12 protein-coding genes and 1 pseudogene are annotated in these 18,971 nt (G+C 67.2%); 3 read left to right on the top strand and 10 right to left on the bottom strand.

What is annotated here, in order from left to right:
- The first annotated feature begins 312 nt into the window (after positions 1-312).
- Positions 313-930 (top strand): GNAT family N-acetyltransferase, encoded by a 618-nt coding sequence (locus ACFWP7_RS36960; protein WP_384391079.1) that lies wholly within the window; start codon positions 313-315, stop codon positions 928-930.
- A gap of 119 nt (positions 931-1,049) precedes the next feature.
- On the opposite strand, the gene trxA is transcribed toward ACFWP7_RS36960, so the two are convergent.
- The 7 genes from trxA to ACFWP7_RS36995 all read right to left on the bottom strand — a co-directional run bounded on the left by trxA (position 1,050) and on the right by ACFWP7_RS36995 (position 10,830).
- Positions 1,050-1,382 carry a thioredoxin gene (trxA, locus tag ACFWP7_RS36965; RefSeq protein WP_384391081.1) on the bottom strand — a complete coding sequence of 111 codons (333 nt, stop codon included), beginning with the start codon at positions 1,380-1,382 and terminating at the stop codon, positions 1,050-1,052.
- A 42-nt stretch (positions 1,383-1,424) separates the two neighbouring features.
- Positions 1,425-2,390, bottom strand: coding sequence for a thioredoxin-disulfide reductase (trxB, locus tag ACFWP7_RS36970; RefSeq protein WP_384391084.1), 966 nt, complete (start codon positions 2,388-2,390; stop codon positions 1,425-1,427).
- 184 nt (positions 2,391-2,574) lie between these two features.
- Positions 2,575-3,522, bottom strand: a complete 948-nt coding sequence (locus ACFWP7_RS36975) for an anti-sigma factor family protein (RefSeq protein WP_384391087.1) — start codon at positions 3,520-3,522, stop codon at positions 2,575-2,577.
- Complete coding sequence (gene sigM / locus ACFWP7_RS36980; protein ID WP_384391090.1) at positions 3,519-4,235, bottom strand: RNA polymerase sigma factor SigM; 717 nt, start codon at positions 4,233-4,235, stop codon at positions 3,519-3,521. Before sigM ends, ACFWP7_RS36975 begins: the two co-directional genes overlap by 4 nt.
- Before the next feature lie 28 nt (positions 4,236-4,263).
- Positions 4,264-5,979, bottom strand: a complete 1,716-nt coding sequence (locus ACFWP7_RS36985) for a protein kinase family protein (RefSeq protein WP_384391093.1) — start codon at positions 5,977-5,979, stop codon at positions 4,264-4,266.
- 116 nt (positions 5,980-6,095) lie between these two features.
- Complete coding sequence (gene murJ / locus ACFWP7_RS36990) at positions 6,096-8,360, bottom strand: murein biosynthesis integral membrane protein MurJ (RefSeq protein WP_384391096.1); 2,265 nt, start codon at positions 8,358-8,360, stop codon at positions 6,096-6,098.
- Between the two features lie 46 nt (positions 8,361-8,406).
- Positions 8,407-10,830: a DUF6049 family protein gene (locus ACFWP7_RS36995; RefSeq protein WP_384391099.1), complete on the bottom strand. Its 2,424-nt coding sequence runs from the start codon at positions 10,828-10,830 to the stop codon at positions 8,407-8,409.
- Positions 10,831-11,051: 221 nt separating this feature from the next.
- On the opposite strand from ACFWP7_RS36995, the gene ACFWP7_RS37000 reads away from it, so the two are divergent.
- Positions 11,052-12,518 carry a CCA tRNA nucleotidyltransferase gene (locus ACFWP7_RS37000; RefSeq protein WP_384391102.1) on the top strand — a complete coding sequence of 489 codons (1,467 nt, stop codon included), beginning with the start codon at positions 11,052-11,054 and terminating at the stop codon, positions 12,516-12,518.
- Between the two features lie 105 nt (positions 12,519-12,623).
- Here the strand turns inward: ACFWP7_RS37000 and ACFWP7_RS37005 are convergent.
- The 3 genes and pseudogenes from ACFWP7_RS37005 to ACFWP7_RS37015 form a co-directional block, all read right to left on the bottom strand.
- Positions 12,624-13,886 (bottom strand): annotated as a pseudogene (locus ACFWP7_RS37005) (MFS transporter); the annotation flags it as partial.
- A gap of 100 nt (positions 13,887-13,986) precedes the next feature.
- On the bottom strand, positions 13,987-15,069 hold the full coding sequence (locus ACFWP7_RS37010; protein WP_384391106.1) for an inositol-3-phosphate synthase: 1,083 nt from the start codon (positions 15,067-15,069) through the stop codon (positions 13,987-13,989).
- Positions 15,070-15,112: 43 nt separating this feature from the next.
- Positions 15,113-15,796 (bottom strand): PadR family transcriptional regulator, encoded by a 684-nt coding sequence (locus tag ACFWP7_RS37015; protein WP_384391109.1) that lies wholly within the window; start codon positions 15,794-15,796, stop codon positions 15,113-15,115.
- A gap of 376 nt (positions 15,797-16,172) precedes the next feature.
- Here ACFWP7_RS37015 and ACFWP7_RS37020 point away from each other — a divergent pair, with 376 nt between their 5' ends.
- Positions 16,173-18,869: a transglycosylase domain-containing protein gene (locus tag ACFWP7_RS37020; RefSeq protein WP_384391112.1), complete on the top strand. Its 2,697-nt coding sequence runs from the start codon at positions 16,173-16,175 to the stop codon at positions 18,867-18,869.
- Positions 18,870-18,971 lie beyond the last annotated feature (102 nt).

Consider the following 18,971-nt stretch of genomic DNA (forward strand, 5'->3'; position numbering starts at 1 on the left):
TTGTATGTTTTACCCAAACACCCCCCCGGCGGGGCCGCCCCGGTTGACCCCCCCCCCCGCCCCGCTCTTTTGCTTTCTGACGGTATCGATGGAATCGCATCGTCGATACGATGCGTTCGGGTATGGCGCATCCACCTGGCAGCACCTTCTTGGGGAGGCGGGGGCCGTGCAATCCATGACCCGTACCGGACTGTTGACCGCAGGACTGGGACTGGGAGCGGTCGGCGGATTCGTCGGCAGTCTGCTCAGGGAGCGGAGCGCTCTGACAGCCGCCCGCGACCTCGCGGGCGAAGGAAGCGAGGAACATCCTCCATGGGGCGTCGGCTCGTACCGCTCACGCTGGACAACCTTCAGGACCTTCCCGAGCGCTGTCGCTCGTGCGTCTTCTGGGAGCTGGACGCAGTCAGTGGGCAGGCCGCGGTAAAAGCAGGCACACCTGAGCTCGAGAAGGAGGCCTGGATCTCCGCCGTCCTGCTGGAGTGGGGATCCTGCGGCCGTGTCGTCTACGTCGACGACGTACCGGTGGGGTTCGTGCTCTACGCGCCCCCTGCCTATGTCCCCCGCGCCACGGCGTTCCCCACGAGCCCGGTGTCACCGGATGCGGTTCAGCTGATGACCGCTTTCATCCTGCCGGGCTACCAGGGGCAGGGACTTGGCCGGGTGATGGTCCAGACAGTCGCCAAGGATCTGCTGCGACGGGGCTTCAAGGCGATCGAGGCGTTCGGCGACGCCCGATGGAAGGAACCGGCCTGCGTGCTGCCCGCCGACCATCTGCTGGCGGTCGGCTTCAAGACGGTGCGCCCGCACCCCACCCATCCGCGACTGAGGCTGGAACTACGGACGACGCTCTCGTGGAAGGAAGACGTGGAGCTGGCCCTGGACCGCCTTCTGGGAGCCGTACAGAAAGAACCGGCGCTCCGCCCCCTGTAGCCGACGCGCATGCCCTGTAGGGGCAGCTCCGACCTTGTAAAGAAGAATGGGCCAACCCAGGAGGGCTGGCCCATTCGTGTTTCACGTGAAACATGCGCCGCTCGTGTGCGGCTCACCGACTACTCGGTGATGAAGTCTTCGAGGTCACGCACGATCGCAGCCTTCGGCTTCGCGCCAACGATGGTCTTGGCGACCTCGCCACCCTGGTAGACGTTCAGGGTCGGGATCGACATGACGCCGTACCTGGCCGCGATCCCCGGGTTCTCGTCGATGTTGAGCTTGACGACCTCGATCTTGTCGCCGTACTCGGCGGCGATCGCCTCGAGCGACGGCGCGATCTGGCGGCACGGACCGCACCAGGCGGCCCAGAAGTCCACCAGGACGGGCTTGTCGCTCTTGAGGACGTCCTGCTCGAAGGAGTCGTCAGTCACGTTCTTGAGGGTGCCGGCCACGGCGGGCTCCTTAACTTGTTGGTGCGGTGGGGCGGACGGGGATCAGACAGTGGCAGCCGCGGTAGCGGCCTCGTTGTCCGCGAGGGCGGCGAGGTAGCGCTCGGCGTCGAGGGCGGCGGAGCAGCCGGTGCCGGCCGCCGTGATCGCCTGGCGGTACGTGTGGTCGACGACGTCACCGGCGCCGAAGACACCGGTCAGGTTCGTCCGGGTCGAGGGTGCCTCGACCTTCAGGTAGCCCTCCCCGTCGAGGTCGAGCTGGCCCTTGAAGAGCTCGGTGCGCGGGTCGTGGCCGATCGCGATGAACAGACCGGTCACCGGCAGATCGGAGATCTCGCCCGTCTTGAGATTGCGCAGCTTCAGACCGGAGAGCTTCGGGTCGCCCTCGATCTCGGCGATCTCGCTGTCCCAGACGAACTTGATCTTCGGGTCGGCGAAGGCCCGCTCCTGCATCGCCTTGGAGGCGCGGAGTGTGTCACGGCGGTGGACGATCGTCACGGACTTGGCAAAGCGGGAGAGGAAGGTCGCTTCTTCCATCGCGGTGTCGCCGCCACCGATCACGGCGATGTCGTGGTCCTTGAAGAAGAAGCCATCACACGTGGCACACCATGAGACGCCGCGTCCGGAGAGCGCGTCCTCATTGGGCAGGCCGAGCTTGCGGTGCTGCGAGCCGGTCGTGATGATGACGGCCTTGGCACGGTGGACGGTTCCGGCGGTGTCCGTGACGGTCTTGATCTCGCCCGCCAGGTCGACGGCCACGACGTCGTCCGGAACGAGCTCGGCGCCGAAGCGCTCGGCCTGGGCGCGCATGTTGTCCATGAGCTCCGGGCCCATGATGCCGTCCTGGAAGCCGGGGAAGTTCTCCACCTCGGTGGTGTTCATCAGCGCACCGCCTGCGGTGACGGCGCCCTCGAACACCAGGGGCTTCAGCGACGCGCGCGCGGTGTAGAGCGCTGCCGTGTAGCCGGCGGGCCCGGAGCCGATGATGATCACGTTACGGACGTCGGTCACGGCTTGATTCCTCGTCTCTGGAGACTGCTGCGTACTGCCGGTGGGAGCCTCTCTCAGAACTCTCACCCCACCCAACGGATCCTAAGGGGCCAGCATTCCCGCTGTGTCCGGGCACACGGAGACCCTCGACCGCAGTGAGATGCCATGCGGCGTCCGGGCAGGAGTCCATTCGGCTCTGAACCCCTCAGGAAGGGGTGTACGACTGCGTCAGCAGGAGCTCTCCCGGGGATGTCGAGCCCCGCTTCACGCACGCGGCGTCGACGATATAGGCCGCGACCTTCGTGCTGTCGGAGGTGTCGGGCTGCACGACGAGATAGACGCTGGTGCCCTTGTAGGTGCCCGACTCGGCGGCGAGGACTGCTCCGCTGTTGTCCGTTGCTTCCTGGACGCATTCAGGGATGGTCACGGCGGGCGTGATCAAGGTGCCCACTCCGGGGGACCCGGAATCGGTGCCATGAGATTCGATGCCCAAGGAGTCCCCGTCGGGGGAGGGTTCACCTGCGCCCTTGTTCTTGGTAAGGAGCTCAGAGACCTGGCTCTCCAATGTTCCTTCGGAGAAGGTGACTGTCGAACCCGACTCCGGTGCTTCTGCCCGAGGACTCTTGCCCGTGCTGTCGTTGCCCATCGTCTGCAGGAGGATCGCGCCAAGCCCCAGAGCGGCGGCCGTGAAAGCCGTGCCGATCACAGCTACCCTGCCACGTCCATGACGTAGTCGGTGGGCACGGCCGGGGCCGGTGGCCGCGCGAGGTCCCGAGGGGCGATCTGTGGAAGCAGGGGAGCCTGAGCCGGGAGAGGTGGGGAGCACGCCTGCGGTCGATGTTTCACGTGAAACACTCGTGCGGTCGTCTTTCGCGGCGGCGTCATCACCAGGTGCCGTGGCACTCAGCAGAGCTTCCGCGGCCAGGGCGGCATCAATGCGGCCGGCCACATCGGCGGGCATACGCACTGGGCCCGGCAGGGAACCGAGCAGGCCCCGGATCTCCTCAAGCGAGTCGTACACGTCGGCGCAGAGCGGGCAGTCGTCGAGGTGCCGTCGTACGTCCGCGGTACGGGAGGGGGCGAGGAGACCCTCGGTGAGGTCGGAGATTTCCGCGACGTCCGGGTGTCCGGCCGTATCCGTCGTGGATGTCACGCTCTCCCACCTCCGCCCTTCACAGCAGCTGAATCGCTTGGCCCCGCGTCATGTGGTCCCGCTGCGGGTGGGACGGATGTCCCCTGCGTCCGGTTCCGTCCGCCCCCCGACTTCTTGCTGCCCGCGCTGCTCTCGTTCTCCGTACGGAGATGGGTGAGCAACGGGAGGAGTCTGGCTCTGCCACGAGCGCAGCGGCTCTTCACCGTGCCGACTGGGACGTCGAGGACGCGGGCTGCCTCCGCCACGGGATAACCCTGCATGTCCACCAGTACCAGCGCGGCGCGCTGGTCGTGCGGGAGGGTGGCCAGAGCCTTGAGGAGCTCTCGGTGCAGATCGTTGCGCTCCGCCGGAGCGGAGGCGGACTCGTGCGGTTCGAGGAGCTGCTCCAGGCGTTCGGTGTCATCGACGGGAGAGGTCTTTCTGGAAGCGGCCTTGCGGGCGCGATCCAGGCAGGCGTTTACCGTGATGCGGTGCAGCCAGGTCGTGACGGCCGACTGGCCGCGAAAGGTATGGGCGGCGCGGTAGGCGGAGACCAGGGCGTCCTGGACCGCGTCAGCGGCCTCCTCGCGGTCTCCGAGCGTCCGCAGGGCCACCGCCCAGAGCCGGTCGCGGTGACGGCGTACGAGCTCACCGAAGGCGTCGGGATCGCCCTCGACATGGCGGGCGAGGAGGTCCTGATCGCTTGCTTCGCCGTATGTGGCTTCATCGGCCATCGGACCCCCTCCCCTTTGTCGACGAGCGTCAGCCGGTGAACTTCACGTCCGTGATGGCTTGCTTGTAGCCGGCGTCGCTGTATTGGTCGCCGGATGCGTGCGGCACCGCGGTGAGCCAGAGCAGAACGTATCGGGTCTTCACCGGATCCTTGGCCGAGATCTTCAGGTCCTTGCCCGACGTCGTAGCTGTCGCGATCTGCGACATGGAGCTGAGCGGGGCGGATGACGACAGTGAATCGGCGGCGTACAGGGTGGCTGTCGTGTGATCGCCGGGGTAGTAGAGCCCTATCGAGGCCGCCGACAGATCCTGGCTGGAACCGAGGTCGTAGACGATTCCCACGCCTTGCTTGAACGGTGCCAGTTCGGGACCGCCTTTGTAGGAGTAGGTCCGCCAGTACGTCGAACTGTCGGCGTCGTAGGTCAGCTTCGCGTCACCTGCGTGCTGCGGTTTGCCGTCCGGGTAGTACTCGGCCGCGTCCTGGATGGTGATCGGCGCGACGGGCTTGGCCTTGTCGCTCGACTTGTCGTTGCCGTCCGTCGTCTGCGTCTGGTTCGTGTCGTCCGACTTGACCTGTTCCATGAGCGCGTCCGCCAGCTGCCAACTGCCCAGGCCCAGCGCGGCGATGAGCAGAGCCGACACAGCCCACTTGAGGGCCTTGCCGGTGCGACTCTGCAGCGGGGACGGCGGGGCAGGCATGGGCTGCGTCACGCCTGGACGCGGCGCCTGGCGACCGTACGTGCCCTGCTGGTACGACGTGCGCTGGTACTCCGGCGGGGCGGTGAACGCGGGCTCTGGCGGGCGGATGCGGGGCATCTCGCTGATCGCCTTCACCAGTTCCTCCGGCGTGGTGCACGGAGTTTCGTGGCGGGACGCGGTCGCGCCGTCGTTGGCGAGCGCGCGCATGGTGAGCTCGGACAGGCCCCGGTGAACCCCGGCCCGTACCTGGTCGGGAGCGATGAGGCCGATGTCCTTGGGCAGCCCGGACAGACCGTACGCATCGTTGTCGTACGGCCAGCGTTGGGTCAGCGCGGCGTACAGGAGCGCGCCGATCGCCTCTGTGTCGGTGCGCTGCGGGGTGTCCGAGGTGATGCCGCGCAGCGCGGCGTTGACCGCGAGCCCGCGGATGCGCCACTGGCCGGACGAGGTGCGCAGCACAGCGCCCGGGGTGAGTCGCAGGTGGGCCAGGCCCTCACGGTGCGCGGCGGCCATGGCCTGGGAGACCTGACTGACCATCTGGTACGCGTCGTGCACCTCCAGCGGGCCCGAGGCCAGGAGCGTCGTGAGTTCCGTGGCGTCCGGAAGCCACTCGTGCACCACATAGACGAGGTCGTTCTCCTCGACCGCGTCCAGGACCTGGACGAAGCGGGGATCGCCCAACAGGGCGGAGGAGCGGGCCGCTGCCAGTACGGAGCGAGCCCGCGGATGGTCGGCGGGCAACAGATGCACACCGACCGCACGGCGGAGTTTCTCGTCCACCGCACGCCAACTACTGAAACCGTCCAGACGGGTGACGCACTCTTCGAGGCGGTAGCGTCTGGCGAGCTTGTGACCGCTGTGAAGTTCGGGCGGTGACGCCTTTCCGGGACGCTCGGTCCCGCCGCTCCCCTGTGCCTCTTCGCTCTCCGTGTCCCGCTCCCGCTTCTGGGCCACCCCGTCGGCCGTGGACTGGTCCGCCTTGGCGGTCAGCGGCTCGTCACCGCTGTTGTCTGCCACGTCGACGGCAGCCGTGCTCCGTTCCGCCACCGTCGTACCCGCCTCCCCATCCGTTGCGTGCTCCGACGCAGAAACCAATTGTGCCCACAGTCCGCCGCTATGCACGACACACGGCGGCGAACGATGGTTGTGCGCGTACCCCCGCCTCAGCGCCCCAGGCGCCCGCGGACCATTCCGACCAGTGAGTTGAGCTCTTCGATGCGCATCTTCCGTGCTGCGACGTAGAAGACGCCGAGCAGTACGACGCCGCCGCCGATCAGGGAGACGAATGAGCCGCCGACGCCCTGGCCCAGCGTGTGGCCGATCCCGTAGCAGGCTGCCCCGCTGAGCAGAGCGGCCGGCAGCGACGCGATGCCGAGCCGGGCGTACGTCCGCAGGACTCGAGTGCCGTCCAGGTCTCCGCCCAGCCGCTTGCGCAGCCGGCTCCAGGCGACGCCGACGCCGATCGCAAAGGCGAGCCCGTACGAAGCGGCCATGCCGACCACCGCCCAGCGTGCGGGAAGGACAAAGAAGCAGAGCGCCGAGGCGCCAGCGTTGACCGAGGCCACGATAACCGTGTTGTAGAAGGGAGTCCGAGTGTCTTCGTACGCATAGAAGGCGCGTAGGACGACGTACTGCACTGAGTACGGGATCAGGCCGAGACCGAAGGCCATCAGCATGTAACCCATGTTCGTGGCCGCACTGGTTCCAGAGGAGCCGAAGATCAGCGTGCACATCGGGATCCCGAGTGAGACGAAGCCGAAGGCGATGGGCACGATGGCGACGGCGGTGGTGCGAAGTCCTTGGGAAATGTCGTCCCGGACGGCGCCGCCGTCGCCCTCGTGGGCCGAGCGGGAGATCCGCGGCAGCAGCGCAGCCATCAACGAGACGGTGATGATCGCCTGTGGCAGCCCCCAGATGAGCTGGGCGTTGGCGTAGGCAGCGATACCGACGCCGTCGAAAGCGTCGGCGTCCTTGCTTGCGGCGGTGGACAACTGGGTGACGACCATCGCGCCCGCCTGGTTGGCGAGGACGAAGAGCACCGTCCACTTGGCAAGCATCGCGGCCTTGCCGAGGCCGTGGCCCTTCCAGTCGAACCGCAGCCGCAGTTTGAACCCGGTCTCGCGCAGATACGGGATCATTGCGAGGGCTTGTACGACGAGGCCGAGGAGGATACCGACGCCGAGGAGTCGCTGGCCTTCAGGCGGGATGTTGTTGACCGTCATGCCGGAGTTGGCCGCGCTGCCGTACACCCAGATGAACATTCCGAGCGTCACGATGATGACGACGTTGTTCAGTACCGGGGTCCACATCATTGCGCCGAACTTCCCGCGGGCGTTGAGGATCTGACCCATCACCACGTGGATGCCCATGAAGAAGATCGAGGGCAGGAAGTAGCGGGTGAAGGTGACGGCGACGTCATTGGCCTCAGGGTTGCTGGCGACCGGTACCGACAGCATGCGGACCAGGAGCGGCGCAGCGAACATCGCGAGCACGGTGAGCGCGCCGAGGGCCACCATGACGAGGGTCAGCAGGCGGTTGGCGAAGGCCTCGCCGCCGTCCTCGTCATCCTTCATGGCGCGCACCAGCTGCGGCACGAAGACCGAGTTGAGGCCGCCTCCGACGGTCAGGATGTAGATCATGGTCGGCAGCTGGTAGGAGACCTGGAATGAATCACCCAGGATGCCGAGGCCCAGGGCGGAGACGATCAGCGCGGAACGGACGAAGCCGGTGAGGCGGGACACCATCGTGCCGGCCGCCATCACCGCGCTCGACTTCAGCAGCCCCGACGCACGCCCCCCGGACTTCTTCGGAGCGGCAGCGGGCGTGGGCGGCGGTGGCTGCGGGGCGGCCGGAGCCGGTTCGGAGGACGGTGACGGTACGCCGGGCGGACCGGCGTACGGACGGTCGGGGCCCTGTCCCTGGTCGCGGAAGAGGTGGGCGAAGGCGTCGGGCTCGTGCTGCTGCTCGCCGGCCTGGGTGACCAGGTCGTCGACGCCCACGAACTGGGTGGTGCGTGGGTCGTCGCCGTACGGAAGGTGGCGGGTCGGTCCCGCGGGCTCCGGCGGCGGCGTCTGGGCCCAGATGCGCGGGTCGGGTGCGTACGGCGACGTGGGCGGCTGCGCGTACAGCGGAGGCTGCGGGTGGTACGTGCCGGGCGGCGGCGGGGGGTGCGCGGCGCGGTCGTAGAGCGCCTCGGTCACCGGGTCCTGGGCGGACAGGTCCTGCGCTCGGTAGGGGTCCTGGGCGTATGCGTCCTGGAAGTACACGTCTGCAGGGGACCCCTGAGGCATCTGCCCGGACTGGGAGGGCGGACCTTCGGGGTAACCCTCGGGGTAGCCGGAGTTCCCGGCGCCCTGGTCCGGGGAGCCCTCGGGGTAGCCGGAGCCGCCCGCGCCCTGACCGCGGTCACCGTCGTACGGCGCGTTCATGGTTACCCCACCTCATCGTCCCCGGGCCCACCGGCCACGACATCGCTCAACGGTCCACTCTCTCACCCGTCCCGGACGGGCCGGTGCTTTCCGGTGCGGTGTCCGGTGTCAGGTCACTCGGGTGCTCCGGGTCGTCTGCCCCGGACTCCGTGCCGGACTCGCCTGCGGGGCGGTCCTGGGAATCCTCGGCGGGGCTGTCCTCAGTCTCCACGGCGACGGCGCCGTCGCCTGCACCGTCTTCGCTCGCGCTCTCGGCCTCGCGAGCGTCCTCCTCGGCCTGTCGGGCTGTCGCGCGCTTGCGCTGCGTGTACATCCGGTATCCGGCGAGCACGAGCAACAGGAAGCCACCGCCGATGACCAGCATCACCGTGGAGGTGATCTCGGTGACCTTCACCTCGAAGGTGACGGGGGCGCCGTACTTCTGGCCGTCCTCCGTGTACAACTGGGCGACCACCTTCACGGGACCGTTGGCCTTGGTCGAGGTGGTGAACTTCACCGACTGGCTGTGCTCACCCGCGACCGCGATCCGCTGCTCGTCGTAGGGGCCGTCACCGATCTTGAGACGGGTCGGCTGCTCCGAGGTGAGGCGCAGGACCAAATGGTCGACGCCCTGCACGAGATTGTTCTGCACGGTGACGGGGATCGTGGCGCTGCGGCCCGAGAGTTGCGCGTCGGACTTCTCGATCAGTTTGACGAGGCCGGTGAGGTCGTTGAGGTACGACGAAACGCTCGTACGGAAGGCCGCCGCCGGAGCGGTCCGGCTGCGCCAGGACGTCGACATCCCCCGGTCCATGGCCCGACCGAAAGGGGTGACCACGCGGGACTGGTCGGTGAGGATGACCTTGAAGTTGTCGAGGCTTGTCTGTGTGTCCCGGATCCACTCGAAGGCCGACTGTGGCAGTTCCTGCTTGCGCAGCGAGGAGGGGTACGCGGACTCGGCGGGCACCTTCGTGGTGGCACCCGGGTCCGGCTTGGCCTTCGAGGCAGCGGACAGACCCTGGGACTCCGACCAGTTCCCGTCCCGGAGTGCTGTCAGCGCCTGCGCCATCGTCTCGGCCTGACTCGCGGACGGCACGCGCTGCGGGGCGATCACGATGCTGCGCTGCTTCTGTGGCTCCTGCAGGTTGATCGCCAGGCTCTGGGCGAGGAACTCCTGCACGGCGAGTGTGGAGTTGTCGGCCTCGGTCATATCGCCCTGGAAGTCGGTCGACAGCCGGGCGTCCGCGACCACCGCGGTCGTCCCGCCGCCGATGGGGCGGGCGGCGCTCGGCGTGTACGACAGCCCGCCCGTCTCGCGCAGGCTGTCGCTGCGGGCGATCACCTTGTCGGCGCCCGCGGAGGTGGCGACCTTGACGATCGACGGGTCGAGGGCGCCGTCGGCGGGCCAGGCGAAGTCCGTGTTCGGCGTGACGTGAAGGACCGTGTCCACCGTGGAGGCTGCCACGTCCGTTGCGTCCTTGAGGTGGCTGAGGGAGCCGGTGATGTTCGTGCCGTTGTGCGCCAGCGACGCGAGATCGGGGTCGGCGAAGGGGAGGGCGACGACTTCCTTGTCCTTGACTGTCGTCTCCAGCTTGGCGAGCCACTGCTTGGCGATCGCCTGGTTCTTGCCGGCCGTGGTGGTGTCGCCGTCCTGGATCCGGTAGCTGCGCGTCATGGCGTCGACGGAGGCCAGCAGGTCCGGGTCGAGCACCCAGGTGACGTCCAGGTCGCTGCCCAAGGACACCAACTGGTCCAGGCGGCCGCCCGGGGAGATCTCCGCGGCCAGGTCGTCGTTCTCGAAGACGGGTGTCTGCTGAGCGTCCGAGCCGGTCTCCGCAGTGAGGTGGACCGTGGAGATCAGTGGCCAGAGGTACGTCGTCTTCGTCTTCGTGTCAGCCGCGTCGGGCTGCCAGGGCAGGAACGTCCGTTGGATGCCGAGGATCTGGTCCCACGGCTGCGCGGCGGTCCGGCCCGTGAGGGAGACGGCGAGCTGGTAGACGCCGTCGGCGCCGAGGTCCAGATCGTCGACGGGCACCGAGATGCTGAAGGGCTGCGAGACCCCGACGGCGAGTTCGGAGAACTTCGCGACGTACGAGCCACCGACCTCCGAGGCATCGATTCCCGGCTGGAACTCGGTTCGCTTCGCGGCGCTGTCGATGGCGGAGAGGCTGGTGAGCGACGGACCTACGCGGATGCCCACGTGGGCATCCGTGACCGCCTGCTTGCCGTTGTTGGTGACCGTGCCGGAGACGGTGACGGTGTCACCGGTCGTAGGGACGCTGGGAGTGAGTGAGTCCAGGGAGACGTCGACCGTGCTGGACCCGGTGGCGTCGGCCACAGCGGTCCTCTCGGCGGCGTACGCGGACGTGCCCAGGGGCAGCTGGAGCAGCCCGGTCAGCAGGGGCACACCGGCGAGAAGTACGCCGCTGCGCCGGAGCCACCGGCGGGCAGGTGAGGGACTCATCCCCTGGAAGTCTGCCGCCTCGGCCACGCGCTCGCCCGTCCCTCGTCATCGTCAGTGGTCGTCGGAATGTGCGTCCACGCATGGTAACGATGTGCGCTGAGGGGAAGTGCCGCGGACTGCTCCACAAGATCGGGAGTCCGGTCCGAGTGTCCTGTATGTGTGTGTATCGATGCCCCTGCAAGAGGGGACGGGTGTGCGTGTTTTATGGAGGCGCCCGTGGGGGCCTCGGCCACGTACCCTTTTCTGTTGTGCCGAATGCCAATGAAGACAACCCCAGTGCCCTGAGCCAGGTGCAGCGCCGCGCGGTGACTGAACTGCTGCGGGTGTCCCCTGTCGCCGACGACCTTGCCCGCCGATTCGGGGAGGCCGGGTTCTCACTCGCTCTGGTCGGCGGCTCGGTCCGGGACGCGCTCCTGGGCCGGCTCGGCAACGACCTGGACTTCACGACGGACGCCCGCCCCGAGGACGTACTGAAGATCGTGCGGCCCTGGGCGGACGCCGTGTGGGAGGTCGGGATCGCCTTCGGTACCGTCGGCGTACAGAAGGACGCTCGCGTGGGCGATGTGCAGCAGTCGTTCCAGATCGAGATCACGACGTACCGCTCCGAGGCGTACGACCGGACTTCCCGGAAGCCCGAGGTGTCTTACGGCGACTCCATCGAGGAAGATCTCGTGCGCCGGGACTTCACCGTGAACGCGATGGCCGTCGCGCTGCCGGAGAAGGAGTTCATCGACCCGCACGGAGGCCTGGACGACCTGTCGGGCCGCATCCTGCGGACTCCGGGTACCCCTGAGGCGTCTTTCTCCGACGATCCGCTGCGGATGATGCGGGCCGCGCGGTTCGCCGCGCAGCTGGACTTCGAGGTGGCGCCCGAGGTGGTGGCCGCGATGACGGACATGGCCGGGCGCATCGAGATCGTCTCCGCGGAGCGGGTACGGGACGAACTGAACAAGCTGATCCTGTCCGCGCACCCGCGCAAGGGTCTGACGCTGCTTGTCGACACCGGGCTCGCCGACCATGTGCTGCCGGAGCTCCCCGCGCTTCGTCTGGAGCGCGACGAGCACCATCGGCACAAGGACGTCTACGACCACACCCTGATCGTCCTGGAGCAGGCGATGGAGCTGGAGGAGGACGGTCCCGACCTGACTCTTCGGCTCGCCGCGCTGCTGCACGACATCGGCAAGCCGAGGACGCGCCGCTTCGAGCAGGATGGGCGGGTCTCCTTCCACCACCACGAGATGGTGGGCGCGAAGATGACCAAGAAGCGGATGACGGCACTCAAGTACTCGAATGATCTCGTGAAGGATGTCTCACGTCTGGTCGAACTCCACCTGCGCTTCCACGGGTACGGCACCGGAGAGTGGACGGACTCAGCCGTTCGTCGCTATGTCCGCGACGCGGGCCCCCTCCTGGATCGGCTCCACAAGCTGACCCGCTCCGACTGCACCACCCGTAACAAGCGGAAGGCGGCCGCACTCTCCCGGGCGTACGACGGCCTGGAGGAACGCATCGCCCAGCTTCAGGAGCAGGAGGAGCTGGACTCGATCCGACCCGACCTCGACGGCAACGAGATCATGGGCATCCTCGGTATCGGTCCCGGACCAGCCATTGGTGAGGCCTACAAGTTCCTGTTGGAGCTTCGGCTGGAGAACGGGCCGATGGAGCATGACGCGGCCGTGTCGGCACTCAAAGAGTGGTGGGCCGCGCAGGGCTGAGGCCTTTGATGCCGGGTCATGTTTCACGTGAAACATGACCCGGCGCGCTACGGAGGGGCGATGTTTCACGTGAAACATCGCCCCACACGACTGAGGTGTCACTCGCCGCGCTTTGGGGCGAGCCAAAGCAGCAGTCGCTGCGGCGTAGAGCACGGCCACGGTGACGACGAGAGGGACCGAACGTCCGTCTGGAGGCAGTATCAACGCGGCCACTGCGGCCGCGCCGACGAAGGCGACGTTGAACAGGACGTCGTAGACGGAGAAGATCCGGCCGCGGAAGGCGTCGTCGACCGAGAGCTGCACGATGGTGTCCGTCGCGATTTTCGCCCCCTGTGTGGTCAGCCCCAGGACGAAGGCGGCGACCAGCATGGGGGCGGCGGCGAACGGTAGGCCGAGCGCGGGTTCCAGGACGGAGGCGGCGCCGGCGCACGCGGCGATCCAGCCGCCGGGGCCCAGTCGTCCCGCCGTCCAGGGCGTCACCACGGCCGCGACGAAGAACCCCGCCCCCGAAATACCCAGGGCCAACCCCAGTAGCGCTAGCCCGTCGTCGTCCGAGCCGGATGTCCAGGCGTACCGGCACAGCATCAGCACCATGACGGTCAGGGCGCCGTAGCAGAAGCGCATCACCGTCATCGCCATGAGCGCCCAGGCCGCCTCCCGGCGTGAGGGCTCGGCCAGATGGCGCACGCCCGCTGCGAGGCCGCGAGCGGTGCCCGTGAGCGCCGTGGACAGCCTTGAGGGCGCCAACTGCTGGTCGGGGCCCAGTAGTTCCGGGGCGAGGCGCAGGGAGGCGAGGGCCGAGCACAGATACAGGGCTGCCCCGACGAGGACGACCGCAGCGTCGGAGTCCGAGGCGATCAGTCGTACGACGAACGCGAGCCCGGCGCCCGTGGTCGCGGCGAGCGTCCCGGCGGTGGGCGACAGGGAGTTGGCCATGACCAGCCGGTCGGAGTCGACGACGCGGGGCAGCGCGGCCGAAAGGCCGGACAGGACAAAGCGGTTGACCGCCGTGACGCACAACGCGGAGACGTAGAAGAGCCAGTCCGGGACATGGCTCAGCATCAGGACGGCCGTCACACACGCCAGCGCCGCCCGCAGCAGGTTGCCGTACAGGAAGACCTGGCGGCGTCGCCAGCGGTCCAGCAGGACGCCGGCGAAGGGGCCGATGAGGGAGTACGGGAGCAGTAGAACGGCCATGGCGGAGGCGATCGAGACCGCCGAGGTCTGCTTCTCGGGTGAGAAGACGACGTACGTGGCGAGCGCGACCTGGTAGACCCCGTCGGCACCCTGGGACAGCAGCCGTACGCCGAGCAGGCGCCTGAAGCCCTGGAAGCGCAGGAGTACGCGCAGGTCACGTACGACAGCCATGGGCACAGCCTCACATACGAGGAGGGTCCCCGGGCGGAATGCCCGGGGACCCTCAACGGCCTTCGAGGAGATGAGCTTTGGCGCGCATCTCTGAGTCTTGCTAGCGCTCGACCTCGCCCTTGATGAACTTCTCGACGTTGGCGTAGGCCTCGTCGTCGAAGTACTGGACCGGCGGGGACTTCATGAAGTAGCTCGACGCGGAGAGGATCGGGCCGCCGATGCCGCGGTCCTTGGCGATCTTCGCGGCGCGAAGGGCGTCGATGATGACGCCCGCGGAGTTCGGGGAGTCCCAGACCTCGAGCTTGTACTCCAGGCTCAGCGGGACATCGCCGAAGGCGCGGCCCTCAAGGCGGACGTACGCCCACTTGCGGTCGTCCAGCCACTGCACGTAGTCCGACGGGCCGATGTGGACGTTCTTCTCGCCCAGGTCGCGGTCGCGGATCTGCGAGGTGACGGCCTGCGTCTTCGAGATCTTCTTGGACTCGAGGCGGTCGCGCTCCAGCATGTTCTTGAAGTCCATGTTGCCGCCGACGTTGAGCTGCATGGTGCGCTCAAGACGGACACCGCGGTCCTCGAACAGCTTCGCCATCACCCGGTGCGTGATGGTCGCGCCGACCTGCGACTTGATGTCGTCGCCGACGATCGGGACGCCGGCCTCGGTGAACTTGTCCGCCCACTCCTTGGTACCGGCGATGAAGACCGGGAGGGCGTTGACGAAGGCGACCTTGGCGTCGATGGCGCACTGGGCGTAGAACTTCGCCGCGTCCTCGGAGCCGACGGGGAGGTAGCAGATGAGGACGTCGACCTGCTTGTCCTTCAGGATCTGGACGATGTCGACCGGGGCCTCGTCGGACTCCTCGATGGTCTCGCGGTAGTACTTGCCGAGGCCGTCGAGGGTGTGGCCGCGCTGGACCGTGATGCCCTTGTTCGGGACGTCGCAGATCTTGATGGTGTTGTTCTCGCTGGCACCGATGGCGTCGGAGAGGTCGAGGCCGACCTTCTTCGCGTCGACGTCGAAGGCGGCGACGAACTCGATGTCACGGATGTGGTACTCGCCGAACTGGACGTGCATCAGGCCGGGCACCTTGGCCGCCGGGTCGGCGTCCTTGTAGTACTCGACGCCCTGCACCAGCGAGGCGGCGCAGTTCCCCACACCGACAATGGCTACGCGAACCGAACCCATTCCGATTGCTCCCTGTATGTACTGGTGAAACCCCGAACGGGTCTCACGTGGTGGTGTCGTCGGACGGATCCGGCCGGGAGCTGTCCCGGTGCCGGGGCAGGCCGCCCGTCTCGCCAGATGTGCTGTTCTGCTGAGCGGGGCTTTCGGAGGCGGAACCTTTGACGTCCCGTCCTGCCCGCTCGCTTTCGATGAGCTCGTTCAGCCAGCGCACCTCGCGCTCCACGGACTCCATTCCGTGGCGCTGGAGCTCAAGCGTGTAGTCGTCGAGACGCTCCCGGGTCCGCGCCAGGGAGGCGCTCATCTTCTCCAGGCGCTCCTCGAGGCGGCTGCGGCGGCCCTCCAGTACGCGCATGCGCACGTCGCGTGACGTCTGCCCGAAGAAGGCGAAGCGAGCTGCGAAGTGCTCGTCCTCGTATGCGTCGGGACCCGTCTGGGAGAGCAGCTCCTCGAAGTGTTCCTTACCTTCCGCCGTCAATCGATAGACGATCTTGGCGCGACGCCCTGTGAGTGGAGCGGCGAGGGCGTCTTCGGGTGTGGCCCCTGGCTCCTCGATCAACCAGCCGTTGGTGACCAGCGTCTTGAGGCAGGGGTAGAGCGTTCCGTAACTGAAGGCACGGAACACACCCAGTGATGTGTTGAGTCGTTTGCGCAGCTCATAGCCGTGCATCGGAGACTCGCGGAGCAGGCCGAGGACGGCGAACTCGAGGATCCCGGAACGCCGGCTCACGTCGCCTCCTCCCTGTCGCTGCCGCCTCGGCACGGTCTTTATGCCGAGCTGATGTATCGACTCGATACATCGACACGATAGAACGGCCACTCGGATGCGGCAAGAGGGGTCACGGTGAACGGCGTCACATCACTGATTCATACGAAGCAAGTTGCCTGATTTGGGGTGAACTTCGGCCCTCGGCAGGTTTTGACGGTGCGTAGTCTGTGCGGCATGCACACCACGGGGAACCAAGTGACGTCTGAGGACGTCACCGTCCTCGGTGCAGTACGGATGAATGCGATTACCACCGCATCCGTACTTCGGGGGGACCGGAAACCAGCCGCTGCCGTTTCCAGGCGTGCATGGGTGCGCCTGCCCGAGGAGTAATCGTTCGATGAGCGAGCACCGTCGCAAACTGCCGCAGTCGCAGGAAGGCGGACGTGCCGCGGCCCGACGCGGCCAGTCCGGCTCGACCTCCGGCCGCCGCGCGGCACCGCGTGGCGCCACCGAGTCTCCTTCCGACTCCTATGGGTCGGGGGGTGAAGAGGAGCGCTCGTACGGTGGCCGTGCCGAGGCCCGTCGTGCGTCGCAGAGAGGCGGCGGCCGGCGCAGAGGCGCCGACGGCTCCGGCTCAGGCGGCTCCGGAGGCGGAGGCCGACGTGGTGGCCCCGGGGGCCCGAGCGGTCCCGGGCGTGGCCGCGGCCGCGGCACCGGGCCCGTCAAGAAGCGCATCATCGACTATCCGCGGGCGGGCAAGTACGGCGCAGCGCGCTGGGTCCCGTCCTGGAAGCTGGTCACGGGGCTGTTCATCGGCTTCTGCGGCAGCATGGTGGCGGTGGCAGGCGTTGCGTACGCTCTGGTGGGCGTCCCGGACGTCGCCAAGACCGCAGAGGCGCAGAACAACGTCTACTACTGGGCCGACGGCAGCCAGATGGTCGCCACCGGTGGCGAGACGAACCGCCAGATCATCAGCTACGCGCAGATCCCCAAGGAGATGCGGTTCGCGGTCATGTCGGCCGAGAACAAGACGTTCGAGACCGACAGTGGCGTCGACCCGATGGGTATCGCCCGAGCCTTCTACAACATGGCCAAGGGCGGGCAGACGCAGGGTGGCTCCACCATCACCCAGCAGTTCGTGAAGAACGCGATGCTGGACGACCAGTCGCAGACGATCTCCCGGAAGTTCACGGAGCTGTTCGTCTCGGTAAAGGTCGGTGCCGTGATGAACAAGGAGGACATCATGGCCGGCTACCTGAACTCCGCGTACTACGGGCGCAACGCCTACGGAATCCAGGCGGCGGCGCGCGCCTACTTCGACAAGGACGCCACCGACCTGAACCCGAGCGAGTGCGCCTTCCTGGCGGCGATGCTCAAGGGCGCCACGTACTACGATCCCGCAGGTGCCGTGTCGATCGACCCGGCCGCCACTCCTCAGGCCAACCGCGAGCGCGCCGAGTACCGGTGGGGTTGGATTCTCGACGAAGAGGTCAAGGACGGGCGCCTGACCGCCGAAGTACGGGACAAGTACACCAAGTTCCCCGAGCCGCAGAGTCCGCGGTCGAACGCGCAGCTGAGCGGACAGGTCGGCTACCTCGTCGACCTGGCCAATTCGTACCTCATCAACAACAACACCAAGATCACTCAGGAGCAGCTTCAGCAGGGCGGCTACGAGATCTATACGACCTTCGACAAGAAGAAGGTCGACGCGCTCGAAGACTCCGTGAAGAAGGTCCAAGAGGAGAACATCGATCCCAAGAAGCGCCCTCAGACGGACACATTCGTCCAGTTCGGCGGGGCTTCCGTGGACCCGGACACCGGCGCGATCAAGGCCATCTACGGCGGCGAGGACGCGACCAAGCACTTCACGGACAACGCCGACGCGACCGGTGCCCAGGTCGGTTCGACGTTCAAGCCGTTCGTGCTGGCGGCAGCCATGTCGTGGGGTGTGAAAGATCCCGATGGTGACGCGGTCCAGGCGCAGGACGAGCGCACGGTCGTCTCTCCGAAGAGCCTCTACAGCGGCAAGAACAAGCTGAAAATCCAGGACTACGACCACACCGTCTGGACGGACAAGGACGGCAAGGAGTGGCTGCAGACGAACGACGGCGGTGAGTCGTACAACGCGCCCACTTACGACATCGACCTCCGCGAGGCGATGCGCGAGTCCGTCAACTCCGCGTACGTCCAGCTGGGTATGGACGTCGGCCTGGACAAGGTCAAGGAGGCCGCAACGGACGCGGGCATCCTGGAGTCGAGCTTTGCCGGCGCCGATTACCCGTCCTTCTCCCTCGGTACGTCCGATCCGAGTGCGATCCGTATGGCCGGTGCCTACGCCACCTTCGCGGCCAGCGGGAAGCAGAACAATCCGTACTCGGTCGAGAAGGTCACCGACCAGGGCGGCACCGTCTTCCTGCACGAGGGCACAGCCACGGAAGCCTTCACCGCGAAAGTTGCCGACAATGTCACCGATGTCCTGAAGACCGTGGTGGACAAGGGAACCGGTACCGCTGCCCAGCTGACGGGCCGGGACGTGGCCGGTAAGACCGGTACCACCGACGGCAACAAGTCCGCCTGGTTCGTCGGGTACACCCCGCAGCTGTCGACCGCGATCGGCATGTATCGCATGGACGACGACGAGACAAAGAAGAACCGCGAGTTTCTGGAGATGTACGGCACGGGCGGCGAGGAGAAGATCCACGGTGCCTCGTTCCCGGCCCAGATCTGGCATGACTACATGGAGCAGGCGCTGAAGGGTGAGAAGGCGGAGGACTTCCCGACGCCCAAGGACATCGGGGAGGTCCTCAACGACACCCCGAGTCCGAGCGTGACCCCCTCGCCCACCGAGAGCGTGGTGGAGAGCTCGACGCCGACTCCCACGCCCACCTTGACCACGACGTCTCCCTCGCCTTCGGCGAGCGAGACCTGCGGCAACTTCGACTTCGGGTGCTCCGACACCGGTGGAACAGACACCGGCGGTACCGATACGGGTGGTACGGACGGAGGGGCGTCGGCCACACCATCGGAGTCGACCAGCAACAGCACAAGTAACGGGAACGCCAATGGGGGACTCTTCGGAGGGTCGAGCGGATAGCCGCCTCCGTGTGTGTTTCACGTGAAACACACCGTTTCACGTGAAACGAGGGCCGCCGCACCTATCAGGTGCGGCGGCCCTCGTCGTGTACTCAGGTCCGTA

The sequence above is a fragment of the Streptomyces sp. NPDC058470 genome, assembly GCF_042721055.1.
Classification (GTDB): domain Bacteria; phylum Actinomycetota; class Actinomycetes; order Streptomycetales; family Streptomycetaceae; genus Streptomyces.